Origin of the sequence: Curtobacterium sp. MCPF17_003, assembly GCF_003224385.1 — a bacterium.
In the GTDB taxonomy this organism is placed as follows: domain Bacteria; phylum Actinomycetota; class Actinomycetes; order Actinomycetales; family Microbacteriaceae; genus Curtobacterium; species Curtobacterium flaccumfaciens.
The window spans coordinates 31,433-52,008 of sequence record NZ_QKLC01000015.1; the positions used below are offsets into that span (position 1 = coordinate 31,433).

A 20,576-nucleotide genomic window follows, 5' to 3' on the forward strand; every position below is an offset into this window, starting at 1 on the left:
GCCGGATGGGAGGCGCGGCTGACGACGCGTCGTCGACCCGCGTCCACGTGCCCACCAGCTGGTCCGTCTCCGGCGTCACCGGACCGGCGGGCCGCGAGGCCCGGCGGCTCGGCCGAGACGTCATCGCCGGGCGGGGATCGGCGGGATCGAGATCTCCTGCGTGGCGCCGCGGTCGACCCCGAGCACGGCGGCGACGGTGTCGGCGACGCGGTCCGGGTCGGAGAACAGCTGGAACGCGTGCACGCGCACGTAGTGCCAGCCCAGTCGGCGGAGCACCTCGGGACGCAGGCGCAGGGACTCGCGCAGCGATCCCTTGACCAGCGACGCGTCGGTCTCGATCGTGACGCACACCCCGCCGTGCGCGGCGACGAGGCCGAGCTTGCCGCGGTGTCCGAGCGCCACCGGGATGCCACGCATCTCGAGGCGCCGGGCCAGGTCGACGAGCAGCGGGTCGGAGTCGTCCGGCACGTACTCGGCGGTGGTGCGGGCACGCACCTCGGCCAGGATCTCGGCGAGGGCGACGGTGCCGTGTCCCATGCGCTCGGCCTCGATGTCCGACGGCTGGAAGCAGGTGACGATGACCATCGAACGACGCGCACGGGTCATCGCGACGGCCAGCAGCCGCTCGCCACCGGGCTTGCCGAGCGGACCGAAGTCGCGCAGCACGCGGCCGTGCGGGGTGCGGCCGTAGCCGATGGAGAACACGACGCGGTCGCGGCTCTGCGCCACCGACTGCTCGAGCGTCGCCACGATGAACGGCTCGGCACGGTCGCCGATGACGAACTCGGTCAGGTCCTTGTGGCCCTGGGCGGCGGTCAGCACGGCCTGCTCGACGCGCACGGCGTGCTTCGCCGAGGCCGTGATGACCATGAGCGACTCGGTCGGACGGGTGCGGGCGTGGTCGATGACGAGCCGGACCACGCGGTCCACCTCGGCGTCGACGCTCTCGACGGCTCCGGACTCGGGGTCCGGGACGGCCTTGCCGTCGCTGACGTAGTCAAGCGCGATCGACCCGTGGCCGAGGAACGAGCCGGCCCACGGCAGAGACTCGATCTTGCCGCCGTAGAAGCGACGGTTCACGAGTTCGGCGAGGTCCTCGCCGCCGGCGCGGTACGACCGCGACAGCGACAGGGTCGGCAGCAGGGTGGACAGCTTCGCCAGGGCGGAGTCGGCGTGGAACGCGTCGAGCGTGCCCTCGTCGACCTGCAGCGCCCGGTGCTCGGGGTCCACGGCGATGCGGAACGGCGACGGCGTCTGGGTGACCGGGTCGCCGAACACGACGGTCTGCCGGGCACGACGGACGGCTCCGACGGTCTCGGCGATCGTCACGGCTCCGGCGTCGACCAGGATCACCGTGTCGAAGGGCATCGTGTCGGCGATCTGCGGCACCTCGTACGGGCTGGCGAGCCAGACTGGTGCGATCGACCGGGACAGGTGCGGTGCGGAGTCCTGCAGCAGGCGCGAGGTGATCGCGCCGTCGCGGAGCTGGGTCTTGAGCGCCGTCGCTTCTTCGGGCCAGTCGACGAGACCGACCTTCCAGTTCTCGGCGAGCTGCCACGCCAGGCCCTGGGAGACCCCGGCTGCGTGGGCGTCGTCCACCAGACGGAAGTCGGCCTCGACCCGGTCGAGCATGTCGGTGTTCGCGCCGAGCAGGGCCCGGTCGGACTCGAGCATGGTCTCGAGGGCGGACTGCCACCAGGCGAGCTCGAGCTCGGCCGGCACCTGCACGTCCGGCACGTGCCGGTTCGCCAGGTCGGTGATGAGCGGCTCGAGCTGCAGGTCGCGCAGGGTCTGCATGAGCTCGGTGCGCTCCTGCAGGTTGTGCAGGACGTCGGACTCGGCGGCGAGCTCGGCGATGGTCGGGACGAGCTGGTCGACCGGGGTGTTCGCCAGCTGGCGGTCACGCTCGGTGCGGCCCAGCGGCTCGTCGAGGCGCGCGAGGTCCTCGGCGACGTTCGAGAACAGCACCTGGACGTCGGCGATGCCCGTGGGCACCTCGGGGTTCACGCCGGCGGCGACGTAGCGCTGCCAGAGCACGCGCTGCTGCTGGACGCGGGTCAGGGCCTCGTGCAGGTCGGACACGTGCACGCCCGGACGGACGTACTCGCGGGCGAGCTTCTTGAGCCGGCGACGGTTCGTCGACGACATCGGAGCGCCCTCGCCGCGGGGGGCGGTGGCGGCCACGAGCTCGGACACCGATCGGTCGAAGACCACCGGCAGGAAGCGGTCGAGCGTGTCGCGGATCTCGGTGAGCAGGCGCAGGTAGATGCCGAGCTCGTTGATCGTCGTGAACTGGCGCATGTGCGTCGAGCTCACCAGGTCGTGGGCGCGGCGGAGCAGGGTCGGCAGGCCGTCGGCGTCGAGGTCCTTCGCGATGCGGTGCGCACGCTGGGCACCGTCGCTCGAACCGAACTTCGCGCCGTACCAGGGCGAGTCGTCGGGGCCGTAGCGGAACTCACCGAGGTTCGCGGCGCTGACCATCGTCTCGGCGACGCGCGAGCGGCCGTCGACCATCGAGGCGACGGACTGCTTCGACAGGCGCGCGGTGGTCGACGGGGCGACGGGCAGCAGCGACAGGCGCGACAGCTCCACCAGGCAGTCGAGCACCGAGACGCCGAAGTCGGGGTCCTTGCGGGTGAGTGATCCGCGGTAGTCCTTCAGCACCTTGCGCAGGCGGACCAGCGCGTCGTCGACCTCGCGGAGGTTCGGACGCGCGGCCTTCTCGTTCCGGGCGATGGCACGGACGACGTCGCGGCGCAGGGTCGACGGCGTGACCGCGACCCCGGGCAGCTGGACCTCACCGAAGCGGGCGGCGATGCCCCGCAGGGTGGCGCGGCGCGGGCTCACGACGAGCACGCGCTTGTTCGCGGCGACCAGGCCGCCCAGGGCGTTCACGATGGTCTGGGTACCACCGGTGCCGGGCAGGGTCTTCACGACGATGGAGTTGCCGGCCGTGATCTGCGCGATCACGTTCTCCTGCTCGTCGTCGGCGTCGAGCAGGAGCGTGTCGGTCTCCGGGCTGCGCTCGTCCGACGGGGTCTGCTCGACCGGGTGGTAGGACTGCTCGACCTGCCACTTCGCGCTCGGGTTGCCCGCCAGGGCGTCGAGCACGGGGTGCGACAGGTCGCCGGTGTCCTCGACCATGCCGGTCGCGACCTCGGCGAAGGTGGACACCACGAGTCGGGCGTGCACCGAGAAGCCGGGGATGTGCGCGGTCAGACCACGCAGGCGGTCGATGACGGGGTTCGGCGTGAAGGAGCCGTCCTGCTGCGCGAGGGCCACGAAGGACTGCGCGTCGAGGATGACTCCGAACTGCTCGTGCAGCGCGTCGGCGAGGCCCGGGTTGAGCACCGGTTCGCCGAGCAGGCGCACCTCGAAGTCGCGTCCGTGCCGGCGGATCGCCAGGGGTCGCAGGAGCACCGGGCCGCGGAACTGCTCGTCGCCGTGCTTCCAGTCGGCCATGCCGATGCCGAGCTTCACGGCGTCGATGCCGCGCACCGTGGCGAGCTCGGTGCCCTTCGCCTCGACGTGTCCGGCGGCCACGCGGGCGGCACGGAGCGCCACCTCGTCGCGGATCAGGCTGGACAGCAGGGTCGTCTTGCCGGTGATGAACTGCGCGAGACCGCCCGGGTGAGTGGTCGAGAGCTCGATGCGGGCGCGCGGGTGGTCGCTGAAGTGCGTGAGCGGGCTCGTGCCACCGACGCCGGTCAGCTGGGTGCGCCAGCCGTCCCACGTCGGTTCGGCCGCGTTGCCGGCCTGCAGCCGCGGGTCCCCCAGGCTGATCGCCTGCGGGCTCGTCATCTGCAGCTCCGGGCGGAGCGTGCGGTCCGGCTCGTCGTCGGTCCGTTCCTGGTCCACGTCCTGCTGCTCGTCTCGATCGTCGTCGGGGCGCGCGCGGGCACCCTCGACGGGGACGTCGTCGTTCACGTCGTCCTCACCGTCGGTCACCCTGTCCGCTCGCCACACATCCGACACTGTAGGCGGAACCGGACGGCCTCTCTGGCAATGAACCGAGGTTTCGGGGTTTCCGCACGGACGCGACCGCCGTCCGACCCGACGTGCGGCGCGTCCGACCCGGCGTGCGGCGCGTCCGATCCGACGGCGGCCCCGTCCGGTGTGGTACCAACGGGGCATGGCCATCGACGACCGCACCACTCCGTCCGCCCCCACGCCGAACCGGCGTCGATCGGTCCCCGCCGAGATCTCACGGTCGTGGCTGCTGGTCTCCGGTACCGCCACCGACCGGTTCGACAAGTCCCAGCGCTCCCGCGCCGACCAGATCATCCTGGACATCGAGGACGCCGTCGACCCCGCCGCGAAGCCCTCGGCCCGGCAGGGCGTCGCCGCCTGGCTCGCCGGCGGCGGCGAGGCCTGGGTGCGCATCAACGACGTCACGACGGACTTCTGGGCGGACGACGTCGAGGAGCTCCGCGGCCTGCCCGGGCTGCAGGGCGTCATGCTCGCCAAGACCGAGTCCCCCGCGCAGGTCACCGACACCTGGCACCGGCTCGGCGGCCAGACGCCGGTGATCGCCCTGGTCGAGTCGGCCCTGGGCATCGAGGAGTCCGTGTCGATCGCCAAGGCGCAGGGCGCGTTCCGCCTGGCCTTCGGTTCCGGTGACTACCGCCGCGACACCGGGACCAGCGCCGACACGCTCGCGATGGCGTACCCGCGATCGAAGCTGGTCGTCGCCTCGCGCGTCGGCGACCTGCCGGGTCCGATCGACGGCCCCACGGTCGGCTCGTCGCACCCGATCCTCCGCGAGCAGTCGCAGGTGGCCGTGTCGCTCGGCCTCACCGGCAAGCTCTGCCTGGACACCGAGCAGCTCCCCGTCATCAACGAGGTCATCTCCCCCACCCCGACCGACGTCGCCTGGGCGCAGGACTTCCTCGACGACTTCGAGGCCCGCGGGCGGGTCATCCGCGACGGTTCCGACCTGCCGCGGCTCGGTCGGGCGCAGAAGATCCAGCGGCTCGCACAGGCGTTCGGGGTCGAGGCGCGGTAGGACTGCACGCATGACCTGGTCCAACGTCCCCGGCCCTCCGCCGCAGTCCTCCTCCGGCCCTACGGACGCGCAGCGCGCGGCGTGGGAGCGCGGTGGCACCACGCTGTTCCCGCCGGCGAAGCTCGCCGACCGGATCTCGACGGTGCTGCTCCTGGTGTTCGGCGCCGTCATGACCGCGATCACGGCGGTCGTCGGCATCGTCGCGATCGCCTCGGCCACGGCAGAGTGCGACGCCTCGGCCGGGTGCACACCCGGTGGGTACTTCGGTGGCGCGGCCATCGCGGTCGGTGGCGCCTTCGTCATCGGGGTCGCCACGATCGTGCTGTCGATCGGCGCGTGGATCCGACGGAAGCCGTCGTGGTGGATCGCGGCGATCGGCTTCGTGCTCGCGATCGTGGTCATCGCCTGGGGCGGGGTCGTCTTCGCGAACGCCGTCGACAGCGGTTCCGGATCGTCGTCGGTGTCCGCCAGCGCCTGACCGGCGCGCAGCGACACCACCCATCCGACCGGACACCGGTCGTCCGACGCGTGTCGGGTCGGAGAACGCGTGGGGGTTCCGGCCTGGAGGCGCGGGTCGCGGCCGCCACGCGCCTCCGGTCCGTACCGGGGTAGCGTCCCGGGCATGGTGACGGTGTCGCGGACAACGGTCGCGGTGGTCGGTGGCGGCCCCGCAGGGGTCGTCCTCGGGCTGCTGCTCGCCCGCGCCGGCGTCGACGTGCGCGTGCTCGAGCGGCACGACGACTTCAACCGGGACTTCCGGGGCGACACGGTGCACGCCTCGACCATCCGGCTGCTCGACGAACTCGGACTCGGTGCACCGTTCCGGGCGTTGCCGCAGTCACGCCTCGACGACTTCTCGCTGCCGATGCCCGACGGCTCCCGGCTGCTGCTCGGTGACTTCTCGCGTCTCGCGCCCCCGTACGACCACGTGGCGATGGTGCCGCAGTGGGACCTGCTCGACCTGCTCGTGACCGCCGCCCGTGAGGAACCGTCGTTCCGCATCTCGATGGGCGGGGCGGCGACCGGACTCATCGAGGAGAACGGGGTCGTGACCGGGGTCCACCTGCGGCCGAGGGACGGGACCGACGAACCCGGGGAACTCCGCGCCGACGTCGTGATCGCCTGCGACGGGCGGAACTCGGTGCTGCGTCGCGCCGCCGGGCTCGTGCCGCGAGCGTTCCGGGTGCCGTTCGACACCTGGTGGTTCCGGTTGCCCCGGCACCCCGGGGACGCGGCGAGCGCCCTCACCCCCGCGTTCTCGGACCGGGACGTGCTGCTGAGCTTCCCGCGGCCGGAGTACCACCAGGTCGCGTACTTCGCGCCGAAGGGTTCGGACACGGCCCTGCGCGCTGCAGGGGTGGCGGCCTTCCGTGCCCGGGTGGCGCGGCTCCGGCCGGACTTCGCGGACCGGGTCGACGCGATCGCCTCGATGGACGAGGTGCACGTGCTCGACGTCCGGATGGACCGCCTGCGCCGGTGGTGGCGCCCGGGTCTGCTCTGCATCGGGGACGCCGCGCACGCGATGTCGCCCGCCGGCGGGGTCGGCATCAACCTCGCGGTGCAGGACGCGGTGGCGACCGCGACGATCCTGGTGCCGGCGCTCCGACGCGGGCTCCGCGGTGGCGGCCTCGACCGGGCGCTCGCAGCCGTCCAGCGTCGTCGGACCCCGCCCGCCGCCCTGGTGCAGGCCGCGCAGGCCGTGCTGCACCGGGTCGTGTTCGAACGGGCCTTCGCCGGGCACCTGCAGGACGGTCCGCCGCTGCTCCCGGTGCTGCTCGCGCGCTGGGTCCCGCCGGTCCGGGGCCTCTACGCCCGCGGCATCGCGTTCGGCCCGCTGCCGGAACACGCGCCGGCGTGGGCTCGTCGGTGACGAGGGGGAGGCTCGACGGTGCGGGCGCCTCGTCGGTGCGGGAACTGGGCGTCACCCTCGGGGCCGGGCGCATGCTGGGCCGATGAAGCAACGAGTCATCGGAGACGTGTCCGTCAGTGCCATCGGTCTGGGCGGGATGCCCATGTCGATCGAGGGCCGGCCGGACGAGCGTCAGTCCATCGCCACGATCCACGCAGCGCTCGAGAACGGTGTCACGCTCATCGACACCGCCGACGCGTACCACCTGGGCGGCCACGACGAGGTGGGGCACAACGAGGAGCTCATCGCGCGGGCCGTCCGGGAGTTCCACGACGACACCTCGGACGTGCTCATCGCGACGAAGGGCGGCCACCTGCGTCCCGAAACCGGCAACTGGGCGCAGAACGGGCACCCGGAGTACCTGAAGGAGGCAGCGAAGGCCTCGGCGAAGCGTCTCGGTGTCGAGTCCATCGGGCTCTACCAGTTCCACCGCCCCGACCCGGCCGTGCCGTACGCGGACTCGATCGGGGCGCTCGCCGAGCTGCTCGACGAGGGCGTCATCCGGATGGCGGGCATCTCGAACGCCGACCCGGACCAGATCCGCACCGCGAACGAGGTGCTCGGCGGACGCCTGGCATCGGTGCAGAACCAGTACTCACCGAAGTTCCGGTCGAGCGAGCCGGAACTCGAACTGTGCGACGAGCTCGGCATCGCGTTCCTGCCGTGGAGCCCCCTCGGCGGCATCGGGAGCGCGGCGGACCTCGGCACGGCGTTCGAGGACTTCGCGTACATCGCCCGCGACCGCGGGGTCACCCCGCAGGTCATCGCCCTGGCGTGGGAGCTGCAGAAGAGCGACGTCGTCGTACCGATCCCCGGTGCGTCGCGGCCGCAGTCGATCCTGAACTCGATCACGGCGCCGACCGTGCGACTGCGGCCGGAGGACGTCGCACGCCTCGACGCCTCACAGCCCGCGGCCGTCTGACGCCCGTTCCCCCGACGGGGGAAGCACGACGCCCCGCCGCTCCTGGTTCAGGAGCGGCGGAGCGTCGTCGTGTGTGGCTGGGCGTGCGCCCGCTCAGCTCTTGGCGGGGCAGACCGCCGAGACCTGGTCGAGTGTGGTCTGCACCTCGGTCTGGGCCGTCTTGACCTCGGCGGAGTCCTCGGCCGCGCCGGAGCGGATGGCGGAGCTGTAGCCCTTCGCGGCGCCGGAGAAGTCCTCGAACGTGTCGTGGACCTGATCGTTCGAGACCTTCGTCAGCGCCGAGTCGATGCGCTGGACGAACTCGTCGACGAGTGCCGCACGGGCTTTCGGCTCAGCCGGGGCAGAGCTCGAACCCTGCTCCTTGAGGAACGACGCGAGTTCGTTCTCGAGCAGGGAGCAGGCTTCTTCCTTGGTCTGGGCGGGTGCTGCGGCGGCGGTCTTCGAGGCCGACGGTGCGCTGGACGAGCCCGAGTCGCCACCGGACGAACCGCCGTCGCCGCCCGAGCAACCGGCGAGCAGCGTGAGTGCGAGGCTGGCGGTGGCCAGCGCGATGAGCTTCTTGGGCATGGTGCAGAGTCCCCCTCGATCTGTCCGCACTCCCCCGGATGAGGTGCAGATCCGTCATCGAGCGTACAGGGAACATCTACAAGGAGACCGGCGGCGGTTGTGGGCGAGCGGCAGCCGACCGGAGGCGCGTGGCGCGTACCGTCGAGGGCATGCGAGCCATCACGTTCGACGACGCTTCCATGTCCGTCACCGACCTGCCCGACCCCGAACCCGGCACGGACGAGGTCCTGATCGAGGTCGCCGCGGCCGGCGTCAACAACGCCGACCTGCAGCAGCGCGCCGGGAACTACCCGCCGCCGCCCGGGGCGTCGGAGATCCTCGGGCTCGAGGTCTCCGGCACGGTGCGGGCCGTCGGCGCGGGCGTCACGACCGTGGCGGTGGGCGACCGGGTGTGCGCCTTGCTCTCCGGCGGCGGGTACGCGGCACTCGTGGTCGCGCCGGTCACCCAGGTGCTGCCGGTCCCCCACGGCGTCGACCTGGTCGAGGCGGCCGGTCTGCCCGAGGCCGCCTGCACGGTCTACTCCAACATCGGCATGCTCGCCGGGCTCCGCCCCGGGCAGACACTCCTGGTGCACGGCGGAACGGGCGGCATGGGGTCGCACGCGGTGCTGTGGGCGAAGGCCCTCGGTGCGACGGTGATCGCGACGAGCGGCGGCGACCGCAAGGTCGCCGCGTCCCGTGACCTCGGCGCCGATCTGGTCATCGACCACCGCACGGAGGACTTCGTGGAACGCGTCCTGGCGTTCACCGACGGTGTCGGCGTCGACGTGGTGCTCGACGTCGTCGGACCGTCCTACCTGGAGCGGAACCTGCGGGCCCTCGCCCCGAACGGGCACATCGCGGTCATCGCCTCGGGCAGCGGCCGCACCGCCGAGCTCGACTTCGGTGTGCTGATGCGGAAGCGCGCGACGATCAGCGGCACGACCCTGCGCGCACGGCCGCTCGCCGAGAAGGCCGACATCGTCGAGGCGGTCCGCTACAACGTGTGGCCGCTGGTCGCCGACGGCCGGGTGCGCCCGGTCATCGACTCGGTGCTGCCCCTGGCCGAGGTCGAGGAGGCCCACCGCCGCGTGCGCGACGGTGAGGTGATCGGCAAGGTGCTGCTGACGCCCTAGGCGTGCACGCGGGCGAGGAACTCGACGAGCGCCGGGTGCTGCGGGCGGTCGAGGACGTCGGCGGGGGAACCCTGCTCGACGACCTCGCCGCGGTGCAGGAACACGATCCGGTCGGCGACGTTCCGCGCGAAGTGCATCTCGTGCGTCGTCATCAGGATCGTCGAACCCTGTCGCTTCAGCTCGGTGACCAGGTCGAGCACCTCGCCGACGAGCTGCGGGTCGAGGGCGCTCGTGACCTCGTCGAGCAGCAGGAGTTCCGGGTCCGACGCGATCGCCCGGACGATGGCGACGCGCTGCTGCTGCCCGCCGGACAGGCGGTCGGGGTACGCATCGGCGAACGAAGCGAGGCCGATCCGGTCGAGCAGGCGGCGCGCAGTGTCCTCGGCTTGGGCTCGTCCGATGCCGTGCACCTGGCGGGAGGCGAGCGTGACGTTGTCGAGCACGCTCATGTGCGGGAACAGGTTGAACTGCTGGAACACCACGCCGATGCGCGCCCGCACGGCGTCGACGGCGATGCGCGGGTCGGCGATGTCCGTGCCCTGCAGCAGGATCTCGCCGTCGTCGATGCCCTCGAGCAGGTTGACCGTCTTGAGCAGCGTCGACTTGCCGGAGCCCGAGGCCCCGATGACGCAGATGACCTGGTGGCGGTGGACCGTCAGGTCGATCCCGCGCAGGACCTCGTGCTCGCCGAAGGCCTTGCGCAACCCGCGCAGTTCGAGGACCGCGGCGTCCTCACCGGACGCACCACGGGCCTCCAGGCCGGCCTCGCTCATACGGTCCCTCCGATCTGCTCGCGCCGCTGCTGGCGACGCGCGATCGCGTCCGTGACGCGGATCAGCGGCAGGCTGATCACCACGAACAGCAGTCCGGCGACGAAGTACGGCGTGAAGTTGTAGGTCTCGGCCTGCGCGATCTGGGCGGAGCGGACCGCATCGACGGCACCGAGGATCGACACCAGACCGACGTCCTTCTGCATCGACACGAAGTCGTTCATCAGCGCCGGCGTGACCTTGCGGATCGCCTGCGGCAGCACCACGAGCCGCAGGGTCTTGGCGTGCGACAGTCCGAGCGACCGGGCGGCCAGACGCTGGGAGGGGTGCACGGCCTCCATGCCGGCCCGGAGCACCTCGGCGATGTAGGACGAGTAGGTCAGGGTGATCGCGATCGTGCCCCAGACCTCGGCGGGGAGCCGCGGGAACACCCCGAGTCCGGGGATGCCGTAGCCGACCAGGTAGAGCACGATGATGAGCGGCAGACCGCGGAACAGGTCCGTGTAGCCGGTCGCGAGCATCCGCAGCGGGAAGAACACCGGGTTGCGCAGACCGCGGACGACCGCGAGCAACGTGCCGAAGACGGCGACGCCGATGGCGCTGAAGAACAGGATCCGGACGTTCAGCCAGAGGCCCAGCAAGATGTCCGGGAACGTGTCGACCGCGGTCTCCGGGTCGAAGAACGACTGCTGCACCGCCGCCCACCCGGGGGTGTTCACGACGCCGAAGTACACGACGGCGAGCACGACCAGGGTGGAGACGACCGACACCACGACGGAGCGACGGCCACGCTGGCGACGGTAGAGCCGACGCTCGAGCTCGACCTGGCTCGGCGCGGGTGCGGCGACCGGGGTGCCGGCCCCTGCTGGCAGGGTCATCCGGTTACTTCAGGACCGGCGTACCGGTCTCCGACGACAGCCACTTGGTCTGCAGGTCCCGCAGGGTGCCGTCGTCGTCGAGGGTCTTCAGGGCCTTGTCGACCTTGCTCGTGAGCTCCGAGTCCTTCGGCAGGACGAAGCCGAACTCGTCGCCCTTGCCGTCGGACGGGAACTGCGCGGACACGGTGCCGTCGTCGACCTGCGCCGAGGCCATGTAGAAGGCCGTCGGCAGGTCGGTGACGATCGCGTCGATCTGCCCGGACTTGAGCGCGAGCACGGCGTCGTCGTTGGAGTTGAACACCTTCGGCGTGACCCCGAGGACGTCCTTGACGCTCGCGATGCTCGTCGAACCGGTCGCGACGCCGATGGCGTCCTGCTTGAGCGCGGCGATGGTGGTGTCGTCGGCGGCCTTCGACCCGGACGTCGTCACGACCGCCTGGGTCGTCGTGTAGTACGCGCTCGACATGTCGACGGCCTTCTTGCGCTTCGCGTCGATCGAGAACTGCTGGACGTTGAGGTCCCAGTCCTTCGGGCCCGGGGCGATGGCGCTGTCGAAGGTGCTGCGCTTCCACACGACGTCCGACTTGCCGTAGCCCATCTCCTTCGCGACCGCGTACGCCACGGCGGACTCGAAGCCCTTGCCGGACTCGGGCTTGTTGTCCTCGATCCAGGGCGAGTACGCCGGGTCGCCGGTGGCGATCGTGAGCTTGCCGTCGGTCACGGTGCCGTCGGCGTTGCCGCTGCCCCCGGCAGAGCAGGCCGACAGGGCGAGGGCGGCGACCGCGGCGGTGGCGACGGCGAGGGTGAAGCGGAGGTGACGGGTCACGGTCGGGCCTTCGTGCGAGGGGGGTGGGGGCAGGTCGAAGTGTACTTCGCGGTGGGATACCAACGCGAAACGGTGTCACGGTGCTACTCGGCGGCAGGGTCCCCGTCGTCGGCCATCGTGAAGTCGTCGAACGAGAAGCCCGGCGACACCAGGCAGCTCAGCAGCACCTCGCCGTCGCCCGGGATCGTCCGCTGCCACACGCCGCCGCGCACGAACGCCTGCGCGTCGTTCACCCGGTCGCGTCCGGCGTCCGGGCCGAGGGTGATCGTCGCGCCGGGCTCGGGGACGTCACCGTCGCCGCCGAGCTGCAGGTCGACGGTGTCCGGGCCGTGCCACATCCAGATCTCGTCGCTCGTGACCCGGTGCCAGGCGGAGGCCTCGCCCGGGGGCAGCAGGAAGTGGATCAGCGTGGCGGCGGGACGCTCCCCCGCGGGGGTGGTGACCGTCGCCGGCGAGGTCCAGGTGCGGACGTACCAGCCGCCCTCGGGGTGCGGTTCCATGCCGAGGGCGATCGCGCGCTTCGGCACGTCGAGCCACTCGATCAGCTCACCGGTGACGGTTCGGCGTGCGGCCATGCCGAGGTGGGGTGCGGACTCGGTCATCGTTCCTCCTGGTGCGGTGCGGCGGTGTTCATGTGCGGTGAAGCCGGTTCGGTGACGACGCCCGCCGCCGCGCGGACGACCCCGCGGATCACGGTGGCGGCCGCCCGCCCGGCGCCGTCCTCGACGAGCTCGGCGAGCGCGTCCGGCACCGTGCGGGCGTCGACGTCGAAGACCGCCAGGTCGGCACGCGCCCCGACGGCGAGGTGCCCGATGCGGTCCGACCCGACGGCGAGCCCCATCGCGTGCGCACCACCGAGGGTCGCCGCTGCGAGCAGCCGCTCGTGCAGGTCGCGGTGCCCGTAGCCCTGGGCGCGGGCGATCCGGTGCAGTGCGGTGACGTCGGCCATCAGGTCGAGGGACGGTGACGACGACAGGGAGTCGGTGCCGATCGCGATCGGGCTGCCCTCGCGCAGGTAGTCGGCGACGGGCGGCGGGTCGAGGCCGATGACGGCGTTGGAGCGGGGGCACAGCGCCACCGCGGTGCCCCGGGCCCGCAGGAGCGCCCGGTCGGCAGCCGTCATGTACACGCCGTGTGCGATGTGGCAGTCCGGCCCGAGCACACCGAGCCGATCGACGAACGCGGTCGCACTCGCACCGAAGCCCAGGGCTCGCAGCGCCCGGAACGACGGCACGTTCGCCAGGTGCCAGTCGTTCCCGTGGCCGACGCCGTCGACCCCGTCGAGTCCGGGGACCGGACCGAGGGCGATGCGCTCCCCCTCGAACGCCGCCTCGCCGAGGTGCAGGTGCAGCCGCAGGCCGCGCTGCCGCACGATGTCGGGGAGTTCGAGCAGTGGAGCGACCTCGAGGGAGTACGGCGCGTGCGGCGACAGGCCCGCACCGGGTGTCGTTGGGATCCGGTCGAGTTCGTCGAGCACCTGGTCGCGACCGTGCGACTGCCAGGCGTCGTTCTCCCAGTCCATCACCTCCCAGTACGCGATGCCGCCGAGTCCGGCGTCCTGCAGCGCGGTCGAGGCCTCGATGTCGGTGACGATGTCCGCGATGCTCGTGACGCCGGCCAGGATCGACGACCGCGCACCGTCCGCGGCTTCGGCCCGCCAGTCGTGCGGTTCGGCGTAGTCGACGTTGAACGCTGCGGCCCAGTCCTCGAACCCGTTGTACTGGCGCTGGCCGACACTGGCCATGCCGGTGTACTGGAGGTGCGAGTGCGCGTTGACGAGGCCGGGCAGGAGCGCGCCACGCCACTGCCGCTCGGTGAAGGTCGCGCCGGCCCCGGAGAGCTGGTCGATGACCCACGACCGGTCGCCGACGTGCAGGATGCGGCCGTCCTGCACGGCCACCGCGCCGTCGGCGATCGGCGGCGCGGTCATCGGGACGACGACGCGCGCCGAGTGCACGGTGACCGGGTGTGGACGGGCGCTCATGCCGGGTCTCCGAAACGGTGGGTCCGGACGTCCGGCTCGCGGTCCGCCGGGTGCTCAGCGGGAAGGCCGGGAGGCACGGGTCGGCTCCCGAAGGCGGCGAGCGCAGCGCGGGCGGTCACCTCGTCGACCGCGGGGTCGATCGGCACGACGGCACGCTCCAGCTCGTCGCCGCGTTCCAGGAGCATCCGGACGGCGCCGAGCTGCACGGCGAACGACAGGTCCATGATCTCGACCGGGTTGCCCTCGGCCGCGGTGATGTTGATGCAGCCGCCGTCGTCGAGCACGATCGGTCCGCCGTCGGCCCCGGGGAACACGAACCGCTCGGCCTTCGGCCCCACGTCCTGGCGCCGGGCCCCGGCGGCGAGGGCGCCGTCGACGGCGATCTCCTGGTCGACCCCTCCGGCGACGGCGAGGACCACGCCGTCCGCGCAGGCACGAAGCACGTCGAGGTCGATGGTGTCCGGCACCCCGGTGGCGCTCATCACGAGGTCGGCGTCGCGCACCGCCTCGGCGAGCGGGGCCACGGCGTACCCGGCGAACCGCGCCTGCAGGGCGCGGACCGGGTCGGTCTCGGCGACCGTCACCCGGAACCCGAGGGCGGTGAGCGCCAGGGCGACCCCCTCGCCGACGTGTCCGAACCCGGCGACGACCCCCGTGCCTCCCGTAACGACGCGGTGCGTGCCGGACGCGAGCCCGTCGACCAGGTCGAGCACCGCGAACACCGTCGACTGCCCGGTGCCGTACCGGTTGTCGAAGAACGTCTTGGTGCGGGCGTCGTTCACCGCGACCACCGGGATGCCGAGCTCGCCGCGCGCCGCAAGTACACGCAGGGGTCGCAGGCCGCTCGTGGTCTCCTCGGCGGCGCCGAGCATCGTCGGCAGCAGGTCGGGGCGTTCCTGGTGGGCGAGCCGGATGACGTGCGAGCCGTCGTCGAGCAGGATGTGCGGCGCGGTGTCGAGCATCGCGAGGGCCAGCTGCTTCTGCTCGGCCAGCGTCGCCGTGCTGCTCGCGAACACCGTCAGGCCGGCGGACCGCAGCGCTTCGGCGACGGCGTCGTCGGTCTCGTCGGCGTGGGCGTAGACGACGACCTCGGCGCCGGCGTCACGGAGCAGCAGGCTGAGCACGGCCGTCTTGGGCTCGAGGAACATCGCGACGCCGATGCGTGTGCCCCGCAGGAGCCCACCGTCGCGGAGTTCCGCGGCGACCGAGCGGGCGACCGGCATCGACCGTCGGGCCCAGCGCAGGCGGGCGTGGGCCGCGGGGTCGTCCTCGGGGTCGCGGCCGGTGGACACCAGGAAGACGTCGTCGGAGAGCATCGGGACGGCGAGCACGCCGGGGCGGGCGGGTGCGACGGGGCCGAAGGCGTCCTCGTCGACGGCGGGCAGGTACCGGCCGGCGTCGATGACGACCAGGGTGGTGCCGCGTGGGCGGTCGGCGGCCTGCTCGACCGCAGGGGTCGATTCGTCGGGCGTCCCGAGGCACCAGAGCTGGTCGACGAGGTCGGACGGCTGCGGCAGGTTCGACTGCGGCTGCGGCTCGGCTTCGCGCGCGCCGAGTGCGGTCAGCAGGTGCCGGAGTGCGTTGGCGTCACGGGGGTCGCCGCCGACGATGCGGAACCGGCGTGCGGCGACGATCAGGTTGGTCGCTGCGGCGAAGCGCCGGACGGCCGCCGAGGCCCAGGCCAGCGTCTCGGCGTCGGGTGCTGGCGGCATGTGCCAATCGTAGGGCGACCGGCGGCGGCGATCGGGTTCAGCGCAGGTGGCCGGGTCCTGGCGTCGTGTCCCAGCCGTCGGGTGTCGGCTCGGCCGGGGTTCGCCCGCGGTGGTGGCGGAGCACACCGACGAGCACGGCCACCCCGATCAGGCTCACGATCGCGAGCCCGATCACGTAGACGGTCGTCACGATCCCGCCGACCGCCGCGGGGACCATGCCGTACTGCGCGGCCGAGAACGGGACCCCGGACACGACGAACGCGATCAACGTGGCGATGGTGCCGTTCGCGTCCCACAGCCCGTGCAGCACCGAGACCACCACGTACGCGACGATCGGCGGCCACGACCAGTGGAAGCGGGCACGCCCGGTGGCCGCACCGAAGAGCACCGCACCGAGGATCGCGGTCCAGAGCACGTGCCCGACCGGCGCCAGCACCGCGCGGACCACCTCGGTCTGCAGGAGCGACGCCAGGTCGATCCCCCGGGCCGTGATCGCCGCGTTGAAGGCGTAGCCGGCGGACTCGAACGCGGCGAACCCGGCACCGATCGTCGCGCCGAGCAGCGCACCCTGCCTCGCCGTCTTCGGGCGGACGCGCCACCCCACGACGACGAGCAGGACGCCCTTCACGAACTCCTCGACGAACCCGACGACCAGGTACAGCCCGGCTCCCTGCTCCAGGTCGGCCTCGAGCAGCGACGCCCCGAGCACCCCGAGGATCCCGCCCACGAAGAACGCCGTGACGAGCTGCATGGTGCTGACCGTGCCGGTGACCCGTTCGATCACGAACAGCACGACGGTGAACGGCACGAGGAAGCTGCCGAGCAGGATGATCGTCGGCACGAGGTTCGTGTTCTGCGTCGACACCGTGACGATGATCGTGACGACCCACAGCACGAAGCCGACGAGCAGGGTCTTCCACCACCAGCCGTGGCGGTGGTGGGGGTGTGCGACGGGCGTGTCCCAGGGCAGGCTCATGGGCACATCGTGCTCCGGGCAGGGCGAGGGGCGTCACGGGAATGCCCGGCGGTGCTCCGACGTACTCTCTGCACATGAGCGATGCGACGACTGCCCCCGACCGCGTGACCATGTTCGGCGCCGACTGGTGCCGCGACTGCCGTCGGTCCAAGGCGCTGCTCGACACCCTCGGCGTGGACTACGAGTACGTCGACGTGGAGCAGGACCTGTCCGCCGCCGACCGTGCCGAGGCGATCAGCGGCCGGAAGAACATCCCCGTCGTGGTGCTGCCCAACGGCAAGCACTTCGTCGAGCCGTCCGACGCCGAGCTGCGGGCCGAACTCGAGGCCTCGGGCGTCGTCTGATCGGCGCTCGGCGCTGCGACTCCACGCGCTCAGCGACACCTCACGCGCCGCGGCGTCCGTGAGGTGTCGTTGAGCGCGAAAGGTCGCCGCATCGGCGGCACCGGCGGCACCGGCCCCACCGGGCGGACATCGGATGAATCGGGCATCATGATCGCGTGATCATCGACGCTCACCACCACCTCTGGGATCCCGCCGACCGGTCGTACCCCTGGATGGACGACTCGGTCGCTCCGATCCGCCGCCGGTTCGACGTGGACGACCTGATCGCCGCCGCCCGGGGCACCGACGTCACCCGGACGATCGTCGTGCAGGCCGTGCACGACCCCGGCGAGACCGCGTGGCTCCTCGAGCAGCCCGAGCCGGTCGCCGGCGTCGTCGGCTGGGTGGACCTGACCGCCCCCGACGTCGCCGACCGGATCGCCGCCGTCGTCGCGCGCTCCGGTGGCGACCGGCTGGTCGGCAACCGCCTGGTCGGCATCCGGCACCAGGCGCAGGACGAACCGGACCCGGACTGGCTCGCCCGGCCCGAGGTCGTCCGCGGGGTCCGCGCCGTGGCCGCCGTCGGCCTGGTGTTCGACGTGCTCGTCCGCGCGCGCGAGCACCGCGCAGCCCTCACGCTGCTCGACGCCGTGCCCGAGGGCTCGTTCGTCCTCGACCACGCCGGCAAACCCGACATCGCGGGCGGGGACCCCGGGTGGCCGGGCCGGATCGACGACTTCGCCGCGCGTCCGAACGTGGCCTGCAAGGTGTCCGGACTGTTCACCGAGGCCGGCCCGGAGTGGCGACGGCAGCCCGTCGACCGGTACGCCCGGCAGGTGATCGAGTGCTTCGGCCCGGAGCGGTCGCTGTTCGGGTCCGACTGGCCGGTCTCGACGCTCGCCACGACGTACGACGACGTCGTGTTGCGGACCACCGAAGCGCTGGGCGACCTGTCCCCGGACGAACGGCAGGCGGTCTTCGGCGGGACGGCGGAGCGCACCTACCTGCACGGCAGGACCCTCAGCACCCGGAACCTTGTCGGAGCTCTGGACCAGACATAGGATGTCTCTGGTTGCGCCGGTGCAGCCGGAGAGCGAGGAACGATGCAGTTCGCACGACTCGGCCCCGCGGGCGGCGAGATCCCCGTCGCGGTCGACTCCGACGGCGAGGTCCTCGACCTCCGCCCGATCACGACCGACATCAGCGGGGCGTTCCTGGCGTCCGACCCGGTCACCCGCGTCCGGCACGCGCGGAGCGCCGGCGACGTCCGAGCGCTCCCCGACGCCGAGGGCCTCCGCCGCGGCGCACCCGTGGCACGCCCCGGCAAGGTCGTCTGCATCGGCCTGAACTACCGCGACCACGCCGCCGAGACCGGTGCCGAGATCCCGACCGAACCGATCGTGTTCATGAAGGACCCGATGACGGTGATCGGCCCGGACGACGAGGTCCTGATCCCCCGCGGCAGCGAGAAGACCGACTGGGAGATCGAGCTCGCCGTCGTCATCGGGCGGACCGCCCGCTACTGCGACTCCGACGAGGCCGTGAGCGCCTGCATCGCCGGGTACGCCATCGCGAACGACGTCTCCGAACGGGCCTTCCAGCTCGAGCGGGGCGGGCAGTGGGACAAGGGGAAGTCCTGCGAGACGTTCAACCCCCTCGGCCCGTGGCTGGTCACCCCCGACCAGGTCGACCCGGCGGCGCTCGCGCTCCGGCTCACCGTCAACGGAGTGGTCCGCCAGGACGGCACCACGGCCGACATGATCTTCCGACCCGTCGAGATCGTCCGGTACCTGTCGCAGTTCATGGTGCTGTACCCGGGCGACGTCATCAGCACCGGCACCCCGGCCGGGGTCGCCCTCGCCGGGCACGCGCCGTACCTGCGGCCCGGCGACGTGGTCGAGCTCACCGCCGACGGGCTGGGTTCGCAGCGCCAGACGGTGGGAGCAGCCTGATGGCCGACACGACCGCCCAGACCGGCACGACCGGAAGGCCCGGCAGCCACGCGGGTCTCCGCGCGATCGTCACCGGCGGCGCCTCCGGCATCGGCGCGGCCATCGCGGCCGCACTCCAGGAACGCGGCGCAGCGGTCGCGGTGCTCGACCTGCAACCGTCCACCGCCGAGGGGGTCGTCTCCGTCACCTGCGACGTGTCGTCCGACGAGTCCGTCCGTGCAGCCGTCGCCTCGGCGGTCGACCAGCTCGGGGGTCTCGACCTGCTCGTGAACAACGCCGGCATCGGCGCCCAGGGGACGGTGGAGGACAACACCGACGACGAATGGCGACGCGTGTACGAGGTCAACGTGCTCGGCGCCGTGCGCCTGTCCCGCGCCGCACTCCCCCACCTCCGAGCGTCGGACAGCGCGAGCATCGTCAACACGTGCTCCGTCGCGGCCACCGCCGGGCTGCCCCAGCGGGCGCTCTACTCCGCCACGAAGGGGGCGATCTCCGCACTCACCCGTGCGATGGCCGCCGACCACGTCCGCGAGGGCATCCGGGTCAACGCCGTCAACCCCGGTACCGCGGACACCCCGTGGGTCGCACGACTCCTGTCATCCGCGGACGACCCGGCCGCCGAACGCGCCGCGCTCGAGGCACGTCAGCCGCACGGACGCCTGGTGCAGGCGGCGGAGGTCGCCGAGGCGGTCGCCTACCTGACGAGCCCGCTCGCCCGGTCGACGACGGGCGTCGAGCTGGCGGTCGACGGCGGGATGCAGGCGCTCCGGCTGCGGCCGGCCTGATGGTCGCCCCGCGGCTCCGCCGCACCGGCCTGGAGGCCCGTCCCGGGTATCGTCGGGACGTCCCGTCGCGCACGCGGCCGGGTCCACAGGAGGTGGTGACGTGGCGTCGTTGACCGACGATGCGATCGCACGCATCCAGCAGATGATCGTCAGCGGCGAGCTCCAACCCGGCCAGCGTCTCCCGCCCGAGAAGGAACTGAGCGAGTCGCTCGGACTGTCCCGCAACAGCCTCCGCGAAGCGGTGAAGGCGCTCGAGCTCATCCGGGTGCTCGACGTCCGACGCGGCGACGGCACCTACGTGACGTCGCTCGAACCGGGCGTCCTGCTCGAGGCGGTGTCGTTCGTCGTCGACATGCACCACGACCGGTCGCTCGTCGACCTGCTCGAGGTGCGCCGCATCCTGGAACCGGCGTCCGCCGTCCTGGCGACGGCCCGCGCCACGGAGCAGCAGATCGACGAGCTCGCGACCCTGATGCAGTCCGTCGGCGAGGACACCGGCGTCGAGGACCTCGTCGCCCACGACCTGCTGTTCCACTCGACCATCGCGGGCATCGGCGGCAACCAGTACCTGTCCGGGCTGCTCGACGCGCTGTCGAGCAAGACGGTGCGGGTGCGGGTGTGGCGCGGACTGACGCAGAACGGGTCGGTGCAGCGGACGCTCGACGAGCACGCGGCCATCGTCGACGCCATCCGGCGCCGGGATCCGCAGCTCGTGCAGGCCCTCGTCGTGTCGCACGTGGAAGGTGTCGAGCGCTGGTTGCGACGCTCACTCGACTGAACCCGACAGTCCTCCCAGGAACCTCGGAGTTGTGTCAGTCCTCGGCCCTGACTCCGGCAACCATGCCGCGGCAA

At 72.2% G+C, this 20,576-nt stretch carries 19 protein-coding genes; 10 read left to right on the forward strand and 9 right to left on the reverse strand.

Annotated features, from left to right (window positions below; translation table 11 throughout):
* Positions 1-120: 120 nt before the first annotated feature.
* Positions 121-3,948 carry an ATP-binding protein gene (locus DEJ30_RS14230; RefSeq protein ID WP_083404080.1) on the reverse strand — a complete coding sequence of 1,276 codons (3,828 nt, stop codon included), beginning with the start codon at positions 3,946-3,948 and terminating at the stop codon, positions 121-123.
* Between the two features lie 184 nt (positions 3,949-4,132).
* Here DEJ30_RS14230 and DEJ30_RS14235 point away from each other — a divergent pair, with 184 nt between their 5' ends.
* The 4 genes from DEJ30_RS14235 (at position 4,133) to DEJ30_RS14250 (ending at position 7,836) form a co-directional block, all read left to right on the forward strand.
* Entirely contained in the window at positions 4,133-5,005 is an 873-nt protein-coding gene (locus tag DEJ30_RS14235; RefSeq protein WP_027466565.1) for a CoA ester lyase, read from the forward strand.
* 10 nt (positions 5,006-5,015) lie between these two features.
* Positions 5,016-5,483 (forward strand): DUF6264 family protein, encoded by a 468-nt coding sequence (locus DEJ30_RS14240; RefSeq protein ID WP_110862369.1) that lies wholly within the window; start codon positions 5,016-5,018, stop codon positions 5,481-5,483.
* 144 nt (positions 5,484-5,627) lie between these two features.
* Positions 5,628-6,875, forward strand: coding sequence for an FAD-dependent oxidoreductase (locus tag DEJ30_RS14245; protein WP_110862370.1), 1,248 nt, complete (start codon positions 5,628-5,630; stop codon positions 6,873-6,875).
* Between the two features lie 82 nt (positions 6,876-6,957).
* Complete coding sequence (locus DEJ30_RS14250) at positions 6,958-7,836, forward strand: aldo/keto reductase (RefSeq protein ID WP_110862371.1); 879 nt, start codon at positions 6,958-6,960, stop codon at positions 7,834-7,836.
* A 93-nt stretch (positions 7,837-7,929) separates the two neighbouring features.
* Here the strand turns inward: DEJ30_RS14250 and DEJ30_RS14255 are convergent, their stop codons facing one another.
* On the reverse strand, positions 7,930-8,403 hold the full coding sequence (locus DEJ30_RS14255; protein WP_110862372.1) for a hypothetical protein: 474 nt from the start codon (positions 8,401-8,403) through the stop codon (positions 7,930-7,932).
* A 149-nt stretch (positions 8,404-8,552) separates the two neighbouring features.
* Here DEJ30_RS14255 and DEJ30_RS14260 point away from each other — a divergent pair, with 149 nt between their 5' ends.
* On the forward strand, positions 8,553-9,518 hold the full coding sequence (locus DEJ30_RS14260; protein WP_110862396.1) for an NAD(P)H-quinone oxidoreductase: 966 nt from the start codon (positions 8,553-8,555) through the stop codon (positions 9,516-9,518).
* On the opposite strand, the gene DEJ30_RS14265 is transcribed toward DEJ30_RS14260, so the two are convergent.
* The 7 genes from DEJ30_RS14265 to DEJ30_RS14295 all read right to left on the reverse strand — a co-directional run bounded on the left by DEJ30_RS14265 (position 9,515) and on the right by DEJ30_RS14295 (position 16,664).
* Positions 9,515-10,291 carry an amino acid ABC transporter ATP-binding protein gene (locus DEJ30_RS14265; protein WP_110862373.1) on the reverse strand — a complete coding sequence of 259 codons (777 nt, stop codon included), beginning with the start codon at positions 10,289-10,291 and terminating at the stop codon, positions 9,515-9,517. The two genes, DEJ30_RS14260 and DEJ30_RS14265, sit on opposite strands and share 4 nt — an antisense overlap.
* On the reverse strand, positions 10,288-11,166 hold the full coding sequence (locus tag DEJ30_RS14270; RefSeq protein ID WP_110862374.1) for an amino acid ABC transporter permease: 879 nt from the start codon (positions 11,164-11,166) through the stop codon (positions 10,288-10,290). The genes DEJ30_RS14265 and DEJ30_RS14270 overlap by 4 nt, the downstream gene beginning before the upstream one ends.
* Positions 11,167-11,170: 4 nt before the next feature.
* A complete protein-coding gene (locus tag DEJ30_RS14275) occupies positions 11,171-11,992 on the reverse strand; it encodes an ABC transporter substrate-binding protein (protein WP_110862375.1) in 822 nt (273 codons plus the stop codon).
* Positions 11,993-12,075: 83 nt separating this feature from the next.
* A complete protein-coding gene (locus tag DEJ30_RS14280; protein WP_258369966.1) occupies positions 12,076-12,594 on the reverse strand; it encodes a cupin domain-containing protein in 519 nt (172 codons plus the stop codon).
* Complete coding sequence (locus DEJ30_RS14285; RefSeq protein WP_110862376.1) at positions 12,591-13,976, reverse strand: amidohydrolase family protein; 1,386 nt, start codon at positions 13,974-13,976, stop codon at positions 12,591-12,593. The genes DEJ30_RS14280 and DEJ30_RS14285 overlap by 4 nt, the downstream gene beginning before the upstream one ends.
* Positions 13,973-15,688: an adenosylhomocysteinase gene (locus DEJ30_RS14290; RefSeq protein WP_110862377.1), complete on the reverse strand. Its 1,716-nt coding sequence runs from the start codon at positions 15,686-15,688 to the stop codon at positions 13,973-13,975. Before DEJ30_RS14290 ends, DEJ30_RS14285 begins: the two co-directional genes overlap by 4 nt.
* A gap of 37 nt (positions 15,689-15,725) precedes the next feature.
* Entirely contained in the window at positions 15,726-16,664 is a 939-nt protein-coding gene (locus DEJ30_RS14295; protein ID WP_110862378.1) for a PrsW family intramembrane metalloprotease, read from the reverse strand.
* 74 nt (positions 16,665-16,738) lie between these two features.
* Between DEJ30_RS14295 and DEJ30_RS14300 the strand changes: the two genes are divergently transcribed.
* From DEJ30_RS14300 to DEJ30_RS14320, 5 genes are all read left to right on the forward strand, one after another.
* Positions 16,739-17,008 (forward strand): glutaredoxin family protein, encoded by a 270-nt coding sequence (locus DEJ30_RS14300; RefSeq protein WP_017888006.1) that lies wholly within the window; start codon positions 16,739-16,741, stop codon positions 17,006-17,008.
* A gap of 155 nt (positions 17,009-17,163) precedes the next feature.
* Positions 17,164-18,048 (forward strand): amidohydrolase, encoded by an 885-nt coding sequence (locus tag DEJ30_RS14305; protein WP_220032961.1) that lies wholly within the window; start codon positions 17,164-17,166, stop codon positions 18,046-18,048.
* 42 nt (positions 18,049-18,090) lie between these two features.
* Positions 18,091-18,939 (forward strand): fumarylacetoacetate hydrolase family protein, encoded by an 849-nt coding sequence (locus DEJ30_RS14310; RefSeq protein ID WP_110862379.1) that lies wholly within the window; start codon positions 18,091-18,093, stop codon positions 18,937-18,939.
* Positions 18,939-19,724, forward strand: coding sequence for an SDR family NAD(P)-dependent oxidoreductase (locus DEJ30_RS14315; RefSeq protein ID WP_110862380.1), 786 nt, complete (start codon positions 18,939-18,941; stop codon positions 19,722-19,724). Before DEJ30_RS14310 ends, DEJ30_RS14315 begins: the two co-directional genes overlap by 1 nt.
* Before the next feature lie 100 nt (positions 19,725-19,824).
* Entirely contained in the window at positions 19,825-20,502 is a 678-nt protein-coding gene (locus tag DEJ30_RS14320; RefSeq protein WP_110862381.1) for a FadR/GntR family transcriptional regulator, read from the forward strand.
* The last annotated feature ends 74 nt before the right edge of the window (positions 20,503-20,576 follow it).